The 12,711-nt window shown below is 60.9% G+C and carries 10 protein-coding genes and 2 tRNA genes; 4 read left to right on the forward strand and 8 right to left on the reverse strand.

Going from position 1 to position 12,711, the window contains the following annotated elements:
• Positions 1–3: 3 nt before the first annotated feature.
• The 7 genes from dnaB to rnr all read right to left on the reverse strand — a co-directional run bounded on the left by dnaB (position 4) and on the right by rnr (position 7,251).
• Positions 4–1,401: a replicative DNA helicase gene (gene dnaB, locus GGI48_RS12060; RefSeq protein ID WP_007921486.1), complete on the reverse strand. Its 1,398-nt coding sequence runs from the start codon at positions 1,399–1,401 to the stop codon at positions 4–6.
• A gap of 123 nt (positions 1,402–1,524) precedes the next feature.
• Positions 1,525–1,971 (reverse strand): 50S ribosomal protein L9, encoded by a 447-nt coding sequence (gene rplI, locus GGI48_RS12065; protein WP_007921484.1) that lies wholly within the window; start codon positions 1,969–1,971, stop codon positions 1,525–1,527.
• 21 nt (positions 1,972–1,992) lie between these two features.
• Entirely contained in the window at positions 1,993–2,889 is an 897-nt protein-coding gene (locus GGI48_RS12070) for a hypothetical protein (RefSeq protein ID WP_179598471.1), read from the reverse strand.
• A gap of 36 nt (positions 2,890–2,925) precedes the next feature.
• The gene (rpsR, locus tag GGI48_RS12075) at positions 2,926–3,156 is read right to left on the reverse strand and encodes a 30S ribosomal protein S18 (RefSeq protein WP_002551829.1); all 231 of its coding nucleotides are present in this window, start codon (positions 3,154–3,156) and stop codon (positions 2,926–2,928) included.
• A 28-nt stretch (positions 3,157–3,184) separates the two neighbouring features.
• Positions 3,185–3,610 (reverse strand): 30S ribosomal protein S6, encoded by a 426-nt coding sequence (gene rpsF, locus GGI48_RS12080; protein ID WP_011058949.1) that lies wholly within the window; start codon positions 3,608–3,610, stop codon positions 3,185–3,187.
• Positions 3,611–3,859: 249 nt separating this feature from the next.
• Positions 3,860–4,627: a 23S rRNA (guanosine(2251)-2'-O)-methyltransferase RlmB gene (gene rlmB, locus GGI48_RS12085; protein WP_179598473.1), complete on the reverse strand. Its 768-nt coding sequence runs from the start codon at positions 4,625–4,627 to the stop codon at positions 3,860–3,862.
• Entirely contained in the window at positions 4,624–7,251 is a 2,628-nt protein-coding gene (gene rnr / locus GGI48_RS12090) for a ribonuclease R (protein ID WP_179598475.1), read from the reverse strand. Before rnr ends, rlmB begins: the two co-directional genes overlap by 4 nt.
• Positions 7,252–7,477: 226 nt before the next feature.
• Here rnr and GGI48_RS12095 point away from each other — a divergent pair.
• The 4 genes from GGI48_RS12095 (at position 7,478) to GGI48_RS12110 (ending at position 10,591) form a co-directional block, all read left to right on the forward strand.
• Positions 7,478–7,564 (forward strand) — tRNA-Leu (locus GGI48_RS12095).
• 165 nt (positions 7,565–7,729) lie between these two features.
• Positions 7,730–7,816 (forward strand) — tRNA-Leu (locus GGI48_RS12100).
• A gap of 184 nt (positions 7,817–8,000) precedes the next feature.
• Positions 8,001–9,026: an extracellular solute-binding protein gene (locus tag GGI48_RS12105; protein WP_103739465.1), complete on the forward strand. Its 1,026-nt coding sequence runs from the start codon at positions 8,001–8,003 to the stop codon at positions 9,024–9,026.
• The gene (locus tag GGI48_RS12110; RefSeq protein WP_179598477.1) at positions 9,026–10,591 is read left to right on the forward strand and encodes an ABC transporter permease; all 1,566 of its coding nucleotides are present in this window, start codon (positions 9,026–9,028) and stop codon (positions 10,589–10,591) included. The genes GGI48_RS12105 and GGI48_RS12110 overlap by 1 nt, the downstream gene beginning before the upstream one ends.
• Before the next feature lie 65 nt (positions 10,592–10,656).
• Here the strand turns inward: GGI48_RS12110 and GGI48_RS12115 are convergent, their stop codons facing one another.
• Positions 10,657–12,591: a methyl-accepting chemotaxis protein gene (locus GGI48_RS12115; RefSeq protein WP_047301345.1), complete on the reverse strand. Its 1,935-nt coding sequence runs from the start codon at positions 12,589–12,591 to the stop codon at positions 10,657–10,659.
• Positions 12,592–12,711: the final 120 nt, after the last annotated feature.

Here is a 12,711-nt window from a genome sequence, read left to right on the forward strand (position 1 = left end):
CCGTTATTCGTCGTCGTCGAAGTTGTAACTGCCCGGCGCGAGGTTCTCGAAACGGGTGTACTTGCCGATGAACGCCAGGCGGATAAAGCCGATCGGGCCGTTCCGCTGCTTGCCGATGATGATCTCGGCAATGCCCTTGTGCTCGGTTTCCGGGTGATACACCTCGTCGCGGTACACGAACATGATCACGTCGGCGTCCTGCTCGATCGCTCCGGACTCCCGCAAGTCGGAGTTCACCGGGCGCTTGTTGGGGCGTTGTTCCAGGGAGCGGTTGAGCTGGGACAGGGCCACCACCGGGCAGTTGAATTCCTTGGCCAGGGCTTTCAGGGAGCGGGAGATCTCGGAAATCTCGTTGGTCCGGTTGTCGCCGCTGGACCCCGGGATCTGCATCAGCTGCAGGTAGTCGATCATGATCAGGGCAATATCGCCGTGCTCGCGAACCAGGCGCCGGGTCCGCGCGCGCATTTCCGAAGGGCTGATGCCCGCGGTGTCATCGATGAACAGCTTGCGGTCGTTGAGCAGGTTGACCGCCGACGTCAGGCGCGGCCAGTCGTCATCTTCCAGCTGGCCGGAACGGACCTTGGTCTGGTCGATGCGGCCCAGGGAAGACAGCATACGCATGATCAGCGATTCGCCTGGCATCTCGAGGGAGTACACCAGCACCGCCTTGTCGCTGCGCAGCACCGCGTTCTCCACCAGGTTCATGGCGAAGGTGGTCTTACCCATGGACGGACGGCCGGCGACGATGATCAAGTCGGCCGGTTGCAGGCCGCTGGTCTTCTCGTCGAGGTCGGTGTAGCCGGTGGACAGGCCGGTGATGGCGTTGTCGGTGTTGAACAGGGTATCGATGCGGTCGATGGCCTTGGTCAGCAGTTCATTGACCCCCACCGGGCCGCCGGTCTTGGGCCGCGCTTCGGCGATCTGGAAGATCTGCCGCTCGGCCTCGTCGAGGATCTCCTCGGCGGTGCGGCCTTCGGGGTTGAAGGCGCTGTCGGCGATCTCGGTGCTGATGCCGATCAGCTGGCGCAGGGTTGCCCGCTGGCGAACGATCTGCGCATAGGCCTTGATGTTGGCCACCGACGGGGTGTTCTTCGCCAGCTCGCCCAGATAGCCCAGGCCGCCGACCTGCGAAGTCTGGCCTTCCTTGTCCAACTGCTCGGACAGGGTGACCACGTCGATGGGCATGTTCTGGTCGGCCAGCTTGGCGATGGCGCGAAAGATCAAACGGTGGTCATGCCGGTAGAAATCGCCGTCGGACACTTGATCCAACACGCGTTCCCAGGCGTTGTTGTCCAGCATCAGACCACCGAGCACGGCCTGTTCGGCCTCGATGGAATGCGGCGGCACCTTCAGGGCGGCGGTTTGCAGATCGTATTGCTCGGGAGCGGAGATATCGTTCATGGCCACTTGGAATTCGGGGGTGAAAATCAGGATCAGCAGAAAGACAAAGGGCACGACCTGTAAACAGGATCGTGCCCGATGTTAACCGTCAGCCACACAAGGTGCCAGACGATTTGGTACTGCTTAAGCAGCCACCACGACAACGCGTACGGTTGCTTCAACTTCAGCGTGCAGGTGCACGGCTACGTCGAATTCACCTACGTTGCGGATGGTGCCGTTCGGCAGACGAACTTCGCTTTTTGCCACTTCAACGCCCGAGGCGGTCAGTGCATCAGCGATGTCGTGGGTGCCGATCGAACCGAACAGCTTGCCTTCGTCACCGGCGGTGGCAGTGATGGTCACTTCCAGCTCAGCCAGTTGCGCAGCGCGAGTTTCGGCAGAAGCCTTCTTCTCTGCAGCCAGTTTTTCCAGCTCGGCACGACGCGCTTCGAACGCAGCCAGGTTGGCAGCGGTAGCAGCGGTGGCTTTGCCGAAAGGCAGCAGGTAGTTACGGCCGTAACCAGCCTTAACGTTTACCTTATCGCCCAGGTTGCCCAGGTTGGCGATTTTTTCCAGCAGGATCAGTTCCATTTGGTAATAACCTCTTAACTTTTAACCTTCACCGTTCGCAGGGCCGTTATCAGCGTCTTTCGGCGCCAAACGACCGCGAAAATCAACCAGACTGTCGACAGTGGCCATGACCACGAGCAACGGGACGAGCAGGTGCATCAAAGGCAACAGCGTGACGTACACCCCGACCAGCCAGAAATTGGCCAGTCTTTTCTGTGCCACCAGCCCGTGCATCAGGGCTAGCCCGGCAAGGACCAGAGCTACGCTGCAAAACGGCACCATAATCCACATTTGCGGGCTCAGAACCGGCCCCACAAACATCAGTGCCCACAGCAACATCAAGGGTCCCTTGGGGATTCTGATCTGGCGAAATTCGCGACCAAAACCACCGGGGTTGTACAACGACGCTTGCCAGTAGCGCCCAAGAATCAGGCACAGCACGCTGAAGATCTGAAACATCATCGCAATCGAACCGATCACCAAAGGTGCAATGAGTGAAGCGAGGTTGGCTCGCTGGTCTACCGAAAGATGCTGGTAGGCCTCACCCAAAATCAGTGGCAGGACCTTTACAAGTTCCTGCGTCACCGCGTCGATAAAGGGACTGAAAAACGCCCCCAATATCGCTACACACAACAGCGCAATCGCCACGCTCGCCAACAGCACACGGTTCCAGGAGTGGCCGACGCGCAACACCAGCGCCAGACCGCAAGACCCAAGCAGCACCAGCAGTACGCTGGGGTCTTTGTGGAAGTGCCAGCAAATCAATGCTGAAAGCACTCCGACTCCAAGGACGCCAAGGGCATCCGAACCGCGCCGAAGGAGCACAAGGCAACCCGCAGCGGCACTCAACCAGAACAACAGCGGCAATGCCGCAGATCCGGCCACGACTAACGTGGCCTGCACACGACCGCGCATGATGAACTCAGCTAAGGCGCGCATGCATTCAATCCCTTACTACTTGTCGACTGCCCGATCTCAGCGGCCGTGGCTGTCGGTGTAGGCCAGCAGGGCCAGGAAGCGGGCGCGCTTGATAGCGGTGGCCAGCTGACGCTGATAACGAGCTTTGGTACCGGTGATGCGGCTTGGAACGATTTTGCCGGTCTCGGATACGTAGGCTTTCAGAGTGTTGAGATCTTTGTAATCGATCTCTTTCACGTCTTCAGCGGTGAAGCGGCAGAATTTACGACGACGGAAGAAACGTGCCATGTAATTGGCTCCTCAAAAGGTCCGTGGATTACTCGTCAGCGTTATCGCTGGCGTCGCTGTTGTCGCTGTCATCGCCATCGGCGCTGTCAGCATGCTCAGGACGGTCACGACGCTCACGGCGCTCACTGCGGTTTTCTTCAGCCTTGAGCATCTCGGATTGGCCAGTGATGGCTTCTTCGCGACGGATGACCAGGTTACGGATCACAGCATCGTTGTAACGGAAGTTGTCTTCCAGCTCAGCCAGGGCTTTACCGGTGCACTCAACGTTCAGCATCACGTAGTGAGCCTTGTGAACATTGTTGATTGCGTAGGCCAGTTGACGACGGCCCCAGTCTTCCAGACGGTGGATTTTGCCGCCGTCTTCTTCGATCAGCTTGGTGTAACGCTCAACCATGCCGCCGACTTGCTCGCTTTGATCCGGGTGGACCAAAAAGATGATTTCGTAATGACGCATGAATGCTCCTTACGGGTTGTAGCCTGCCGCCTATAAGCGGTCAGACAAGGAGTGAATGACACTGGTGTGTCTTGCCTGTTAGTAGGCACATATGCGCCTGCCGTCACGGCAAGGGGCGCAATTGTAGAGAAGGGGGAACAGCGGCGCAAGGCAATTGGTGATTATTTGAACAATCACCTGCAGGAGCCAACGTGCCGGCAATGGACGGCAGGGCGTGGTTCGCCGGCAAGCCGGCTCCTGCGGGATAGATCAGGCTTTCTTGGCGACGGCCTTGGCTTTTACGCCACGCTGACGCATGGCTTCGAACAGGCAGACGCCCGTGGCCACGGAGACGTTGAGGCTGCTGACGCTACCGGCCATCGGCAGGCGCACCAGGTAGTCGCAGTGCTCGCGGGTCAGGCGCCGCATGCCTTTGCCTTCGGCGCCCATGATGATGATGGTCGGGCCGGTCAGGTCCTGATCGTACAGTTCCTGTTCGGCCTCGCCGGCCGTGCCGACGATCCACAGGCCGCGCTGCTGGAGTTTTTCCAGGGTGCGAGCCAGGTTGGTCACCGCCACCAGCGGAATCACTTCCGCAGCGCCGCAAGCCACTTTGCGCACGGTTGGGGTCAGGGTCGCCGACTTGTCCTTGGGCACCAGCACCGCCAGGGCTCCCGCCGCGTCGGCGGTGCGCAGGCAGGCGCCGAGGTTATGCGGGTCGGTCACACCGTCCAGCACCAGCAACAGCGGCGCGCCTTCGGTACGGTCCAGCAGCTCGTCGAGCATGGCCTCGCCCCACACCTGGCTCGGGCTGACTTCAGCCACTACGCCCTGGTGCACGCCCTCAACCCAGGCATCCATTTCGCGACGCTCGGCCTGCCCCACCGACACACGGTTCTGCGCCGCCAGATCCACCAATACCTGAACCCGTGGGTCACTGCGCCCTTCTGCCAACCAGATCTGCTTGACCCGCTTGGGATGGTGACGCAGCAACGCTTCTACAGCATGCACGCCGTAGATCTTTTCCAACTGACTCATGACTTGGCCTTAGGTTTGCGCGCCCCGCCGCTTTTCGCGCCGGAGGCAGAGCCCGCCTTGGGCGGCCCCTTACGATGTTTGCTCGGCTTGGCTGGACGGTCGCTGTCCCTGGCCGGAGCCGATTTGCCGGACTTTCCCCCAGGCGCCGCTTTACCGCCGCTTTTGGCTTCGGCCAGCAGCGCCCGTTTCATTTCACGACTCTTGCGGACTTCGGCGTTTTTCGCCGCCGCGTCGCTCGGACGATAGGCCTCGACCGCCTTCTCCTTGGTGGAGCTGCGACGCCCCGCCTTGGCCGGCGCCGGCTCTTCCACCGCCTTGCTTGCAGGAACGTCCGCCGCACCGCGCTTCTTGCGACCGATCGGCGCATTGATGGTTTTTTCCGCCATCTCGAAGTCGATCTTGCGCTCGTCCAGGTCGACGCGCATGACCCGCACTTCCAGGGTATCGCCCAGGCGGAAACTGCGACCGGTGCGCTCGCCCGCCAGGCGGTGATGCACAGGATCGAAATGGTAGTAGTCACCCGGCAAGGCGGTGACATGCACCAAGCCTTCGACGTAGATATCGGTGAGCTCGACGAACAGACCGAAACCGGTCACCGCCGTGATCACCCCCGGGAAGGACTCGCCGACGCGATCCTTCATGAACTCGCACTTGAGCCAGTTCACTACGTCGCGAGTGGCCTCGTCAGCACGGCGCTCGCTCATCGAGCACTGCTCGCCGAGCTGCTCCAGGGTGGCTTCGTCGTACGGATAGATGCGCGCTTTCGGAATGGTCATCGCCCCGGCTCGACGCACGTGTGGCGTGTCCTGCTTGGAGTGAATCACACTGCGGATGGCCCTATGGGTCAGCAGGTCCGGGTAGCGACGGATCGGCGAAGTGAAGTGGGTATAGGCTTCATAATTCAGGCCGAAGTGGCCCTGGTTGTCGGCGCTGTACACCGCCTGACTCAGGGAACGCAGCATCACGGTCTGGATCAGGTGGTAATCCGGACGATCCTTGATGGTTTCCAGCAGTGCCTGGTAGTCCTTCGGCGTCGGACCGTCCTTGCCTTTATGCAGGGACAGACCCAGCTCGCCCAGGAAGGCGCGCAGCTTTTCCAGACGCTCCGGCGGCGGACCGTCGTGCACCCGGTACAAGGCCGGGATCTCATGCTTCTTGAGGAACTCGGCAGTGGCCACGTTGGCCGCCAGCATGCATTCCTCGATCAGTTTGTGGGCATCGTTGCGAGTGGTCGGCCGAATTTCGGCGATCTTGCGCTCGGAGCCGAAAATGATCCGGGTTTCCTGGGTTTCGAAGTCGATGGCGCCACGGGTATGGCGGGCACCGAGCAGTACCTTGTACAGCGCATACAACTGCTTGAGGTGTGGCAATACATCGCCATATTCACCGCGCAATTGCTTGGCTTCGCTGGTTTTCGGCTGTTCGAGCATGGTGCTGACCTTGTTGTAGGTCAGACGCGCCTTGGAGTGGATCACCGCTTCGTAGAACTGGTAATCGGTCATCTCGCCGGACTTGGAAATGGTCATCTCGCAAACCATGGCCAGGCGATCGACTTTCGGGTTCAGCGAGCACAGGCCATTGGACAACTGCTCCGGCAGCATCGGGATCACCCGCTCGGGGAAATACACCGAGTTGCCACGCACCTGGGCTTCGGCGTCCAGGGCCGAACCGATCTTCACGTAGCTGGACACATCCGCGATCGCTACATATAGCTTCCAGCCGCCACCGAACAGGCGCAGCTTGCCGGGCTTGGCTTCGCAGAACACCGCATCGTCGAAGTCCCGGGCGTCTTCGCCGTCGATGGTGACGAAAGGCAGGTCACGCAGGTCGATGCGCTTCTCTTTGTCCTTCTCTTCCACTTCCGGCTTGAGCTTGGCGGCTTCCTTGAGCACGGCTTCGGGCCAGACATGGGGAATGTCATAGGTCCGCAGGGCAACGTCGATCTCCATGCCCGGAGCCATGTAGTTGCCCACCACTTCAATCACGTCGCCTTGCGGCTGAAAGCGCGGCGTTGGCCAGTGAGTGATTTTCACCTCAACGAACTGACCGATCTTGGCATTGGCATTGCGACCGGGAGTGACCAGCACTTCCTGCTGGATCTTCGGGTTATCCGCCACCACGAAGCCGATGCCGCCTTCTTCGAAGTAACGACCCACGATGCTTTCATGGGCACGGGACACCACTTCGACAATCACGCCCTCGCGACGACCACGACGATCCAGGCCGGAAACCCGGGCCAGGGCGCGGTCGCCATCGAACACCAAGCGCATTTGCGCCGGACTCATGAACAAGTCGTCACTGCCGTCATCCGGCACCAGGAAGCCGAAGCCGTCGCGGTGGCCGCTGATACGACCCAGAATCAGGTCGAGCTTGTCCACCGGTGCATAGGTACCCCGGCGGGTGTAGATCAATTGGGCATCGCGCTCCATGGCGCGCAGGCGGCGGCGCAGGGCTTCCAGTTGGTCCTCTGTGGTCAGACCGAACTCTTCTACCAGTTGCTCGCGACTAGCAGGCGAACCCCGGTCAGCAAGGTGCTGGAGGATGAGTTCGCGGCTAGGAATAGGGTTTTCGTATTTTTCCGCTTCACGAGCGGCCTCGGGATCGAGGGACTGCCAATCGGCCATTAGATAAATTTCACCTTGTCTATATGCGGGTTAGTTTGGCATACGCGTATTGAAACGGGAAATTTCAGGCTCAGACAACGCTGGAAAAATCCGCCGCTTCACTTCAGAAACATCCTTATGCATGCCACCGAAGACTTTTTTCAAACTTTTTTGAAATCGGGGGTTTACAGTTCAAAAGAGCCTCCGTATAGTGCGCGCCATCGACGACGGAGACGTCAGCGATACTGCCCAGATGGTGAAATTGGTAGACACGCCAGCTTCAGGTGCTGGTGGCCGCAAGGCCGTGGAAGTTCGAGTCTTCTTCTGGGCACCAATTCAAGAGCTTGAGATTAGATCAGTTTCAAGGCTCAAACAAAAACCCGCGAAAGCGGGTTTTGGCATTCTAAGTGTTTGATTTAATAAATCCAAAACAGGGGTTTACAGATCAAAACACGATCCGTATAGTGCGCTCCATCGACACGGCGACGACGTCGATACTGCCCAGATGGTGAAATTGGTAGACACGCCAGCTTCAGGTGCTGGTGACCGCAAGGTCGTGGAAGTTCGAGTCTTCTTCTGGGCACCAATTCAAAACTTGAGAGCGACGCTTTCAAGTCTCACAAAAACCCGCGAAAGCGGGTTTTTGCGTTTCTACCCCCACCGTTTCCTCACCCCCTCGCCTGACGCCGAACCCGCAAAACGCACATGAGAAACGATATCGTTTATGATTGTTACAAGTTTTTGCGGCACAACAGTGAGGAAACCTGCGAATGATGTTCAGAAACACCCTCCTTTCAACATCCCTTCTGCGTGGCTTGACCATCACTTTGCTGGGGCTGACCCTGGCATCTCCACTCACCCAAGCAGCCGATAAGATTTCCCTGACCCTGTACAACGGCCAGCACAAGGAAGTCGGCGACGCCGTCGCCAAAGCCTTCGAGGCCAAGACCGGAATTCACGTCAATGTGCGCAAAGGCAGCAGCAACCAGCTGGCCAGCCAAGTCGTCGAGGAAGGCCAGCGCTCTCCCGCCGACGTGATCTACACCGAAGAATCACCGCCCCTGAACAAACTCGGCGAGCAAGGCCTGCTGGCCCAGACCGACGCTGCAACCCTGGCCGTGCTGCCCAAGGAATACGTGGCGGGCAACGGCACGTGGATCGGTGTCACGGCCCGGGTACGGGTGGTGGCCTTCAACCCTAAACTGATCGACGAGAAAGACCTGCCCAAGTCAGTGCTGGAATTCTCCCAACCACAATGGCAAGGCAAGGTCGGCTTCGTACCGACCAGCGGTGCTTTCCAGGAACAGGCCGTAGCCATCATCAAGCTGCATGGCATGGACGCTGCCGAGGAGTGGCTGACCGGGCTGCGTGCCTTCGGCAAGGTCTACAGCAACAACATGGTGGCACTGAAAGCCGTGGAAAACGGCGAAGTCGCTACGGTCCTCGTGAACAACTACTACTGGTTCGCCCTGCAACGGGAAAAGGGCCAGCTGGATTCGAAACTGCACTACTTCACCGACGGCGACGTCGGCGGCCTGATCACCGTCTCCAGCGCCGCAGTGCTCAAGTCCAGCAAGCACCCCAAAGAAGCCCAGCAATTGCTCGCCTACATGGCCAGCGAAGAAGGTCAGCGAGTGATCACCCAGACCACCGCCGAATACCCGCTGCATAAAGGCATGGAATCGGAGCGCGGCCTCAAGCCCTTCAGCGAACTGCAGGCGCCCAAAGTGACCCCGGCCGACCTGGGCAACGCCGAGCAAGCCCTGGACCTGGAACGCGACGTCGGCCTGAATTGATGAACCCACCGCTATCGACCCTCGCCTCACGCGCGCCCTATGTGCCAAGACGCAAGCGGCCCTCGATCTGGTTGCTGTTGCCGGTCCTGCTGCTGGTCTGCCTGAGCCTGCTGCCACTGCTCTATGTCGGGCTCAAGGCCTGGCAGGCCGGCTGGGCGCAGGCCCTGCACCTGCTATGGCGCCCTTATGTATTGCGCTTGCTAAGCAACACCCTGCTGCTGATGTTCGGGGTGACCATCGCCTGCGCCATCATCGGCCTGTCCCTGGCGTGGCTGCTGGAACGCAGCGACCTTCCGGGACGACGGATCTGGGGCGTAGTGCTGTGCCTGCCCTTCGCCGTGCCGGCTTTTGTCAGCAGCTTTACCTGGGTGTCCCTGAGCTCGGGATTCGAAGGGCTGGGCGGTGCGATCCTGGTGATGACCCTGTCCAAGTACCCGCTGGTGTTCCTGCCGGTGGCAGCCACCTTGCGCAATCTCGACCCGGCCCTTGAGGAATCGGCGCGAACCCTGGGACAAAATCGCTGGGGCGTGTTCTTTAAGATCACCCTGCCCCTGCTCTGGCCTTCTCTGCTGGCCGGATCGCTGCTGATCGCCCTGCACATGCTGGTGGAGTTCGGCGCCCTGTCGATCATCGGCCTGCAAACCTTCACCACCGCGATCTACCAGCAATTCGAGCTGGAATTCAGCAACGCCAACGCCGCCATGCTCTCAGCCGTGCTGCTGGCGCTGTGCCTGATCCTGCTGGGCCTGGAACTGCGGGTTCGGGGCAAGGGGCGCCATGTGCGCACCGGCCAGGGCGCAGCACGACACGCCGAACAAGTGCGATTGGGGCACTGGTCCGCTGGGGGACAAATCTACTGCCTGCTACTGACCGTGATCGGCAGCGGCATCCCCCTGGGCATGCTCGCCTACTGGCTGGCAGTGGGCTCATCGGCCGCCTTTCCAGTGGCCGCCATCAGCCAGGCGCTGCTTTCCTCCCTGGCACTGTCTCTGGGCGGTGCCGGTCTGTGCCTGGTGCTGGCGGTGCCAGTGGGCCTGCTGGTGGTGCGCTACAAGGGGCCGCTGGCGCTCTGGGCCGAACGCCTGCCCTACCTGCTGCACGCCCTGCCAGGCCTGGTGATCGCCCTGACCCTGGTGTATTTCGCCCTGCACTATGTGCCGGCGCTGTATCAAACCTCGGCGCTGCTCCTGATCGCCTATGCCTTGCTGTTCCTGCCGCTGGCCCAGGCGCCGATCCGCACGGCACTGAACAAGGCGGCGCCACAGCTGGAAGAGGCGGCCAGAACCCTCGGCGCGTCGTCGTTCAGCGCTTTCTGCCGGGTGACCCTGCCGATCATCTTTCCTGCGCTGGGTGCGGCGTTTGCCCTGGTGTTTCTGGATGCCATGAAAGAGCTGACCGCGACACTGCTCCTCAGCCCGACAGGGCTGAACACCCTGGCCACGGAGGTCTGGGCGCATACGGCGAATGTGGAGTTTGCGGCAGCGGCACCTTATGCGGCGCTGCTGATTCTGGTGTCGGGGCTGCCGGTGTATCTACTGACGACGCGGATGTATTTGAGTCGCTGAAAAGTACTTCGCCGGCAAGCCGGCTCCTACACAACGGTCGTAAGAGCTGGCTTGCCGGCGAAGCGTCAGGCGCGGAACTGGCCGAGGCTGGCCTTGAGCTGCGCCGCCAGGCTGTCCAGCACCTTGCCACTGGCGGTGGTTTCCACCACCGCCTGGGCCGCCCGCTCGGCCTGGGCATGGATGGTTTCCACCCGCCCACGCACCGCTTGCGCACCCTGAGCCTGATGAGCCGCGGCCTGGGTGGCCAAGCCAATCGCGGCATGCACCTGCTCGACCGAAGACTGCACCGTCTGCTGCAGGCGCACACTGTCACGCAGCACCAGCAAACCCTCGCTGGCCTGACGACCGGCCTGACCAATAGCCGCCACCGCCTCCCGCGCGCCCTGTTGCAAAGCGCCGATATGGGCCTGGATATCGCCAGTGGAACTCTGGGTCTTGCTGGCCAGGGCTCGCACCTCATCGGCCACGACGGCAAATCCGCGCCCGGTTTCACCGGCGCGCGCCGCTTCGATCGCCGCATTCAGCGCCAGCAGGTTGGTCTGTTCGGCAATGCCATGAATCACCGTCAGCACCACCTCGATCTGCTCGCTCTGCTGAGCCAGGCGCTCGATCACCTTGGCCCCGGTATCCACCTGCCCGGCCAGGGCCTCAATCAGGCTGCCGACCTGCTCCGAAGTGCGAGTGTTCTCGTCAGTGGCCTGACGGATCTCCACCACCTGCTGCAACGCCGCCTGCATCGCCTGGCTTTCCGCCTGGGCCTCATCAGCCATCTGCGACAGCGCCCGCAGGCTTTCAGCCACCTCGTCACGCTGCGCTTCGGCCGCCGCATCGGCGCCAGCGTTACGCTGGCTCATGGCGCCGATCTCGACCCCGGTCCGCTGCGCCACGTCGCCCGCCTCACGCACGATGGGTTGCAACTTATCCACAAAGCGATTCACCGCCGAAGCCATGTCGCCGATCTCATCATTGCTGTTGAGCGGCACCCGCTTGGTCAGGTCACCCTCGCCCGCAGCCAAGTCATTGAGGGCAGAAATCAACAGGTGCAACTTGTTCACCACGCGCCGCCCCAGCACCACCGCCAGCAACAGCAGCAGCGCCAGCCCCACCAGCGCCAGGCCTACACCAATCTGCCAGCGCAGCGTCGCTGCCGCCTCTTGCACCGTACTGGCGGTATTGGCCTGCATCTGCGCGGCAGTGGCCTGGGCCGACTGCAAGCGTGAACGCATGGCCGCCGAACTGTCGGCAGAGGCGCCCTTGAGACTGTCGCCGACCAACTGGTCACTGCTGGCGATCAATGCCCCAAAACGCTGATCCAGAGCGGCAATATCCGCCTCCACGGAAGCCGTGGACACCCCCATCAGCACCTTGCCGATCTCGACCCCATTGGGGTTGATCGATGCTTCCAGGTAGTAGACCGACGGATCGTTCTTGGCCGCATCCAGCACCTTGTCCAAGGCCCGATCACCCTTGCCCTTCTCCAGCAAAGCCTTGTTGATCGGATTCTCGCGATTCAGGTAACGCGTCAGGTGTTCACCCGCCGCATCGTCATAAACCACGAACAACACGTTGGGATTACGCTGGGCACGTCGTGCGAACTCGGACAAAGTCGGCACATCACTGTCCCACATGGCACGTGGCGCCACGGAGGCCAGCAACTGAGCCATGTCATTGGCGGAGTCCTTCAGGTCCTTTTCCAGGGCCGCACGCAGTTGCACCTGCTCTTCCTTGAGACGGGAAGACAGGCCGGCGGTAAGACGCTGACGGGTGCTGCTGGACAGGCTCTCCAGGCTGGAAGTGACTTCCTTGCCTGCCTGCTCGAGTTCGCCAGACAACTTCTGGCTATCGACACCCAAACGCGAAGCCAGATCAGCCTCCAGGGCAGTCACCGTGCTCCGAGTCAGGGCAACGGCGAGCACGACCTGCACCAAAAGGGCGATACCGAGGGTAACGAACACAGGCCGCAATAAACGGCTTTGTAACAGTGAGAGAACGGCCGACACAGGAAATCCCTCTACTTTTGACGCCATTATTCTGATGGCACTCTAGAAGTGGATTTCACAGCAAGGGTCGTGCCGCGCGGCGCACAGAAACGACAAAGGGCCCAATCAAGGGCCCTTTGG

This window comes from Pseudomonas protegens, from assembly GCF_013407925.2.
In the GTDB taxonomy this organism is placed as follows: domain Bacteria; phylum Pseudomonadota; class Gammaproteobacteria; order Pseudomonadales; family Pseudomonadaceae; genus Aquipseudomonas; species Aquipseudomonas fluorescens_AP.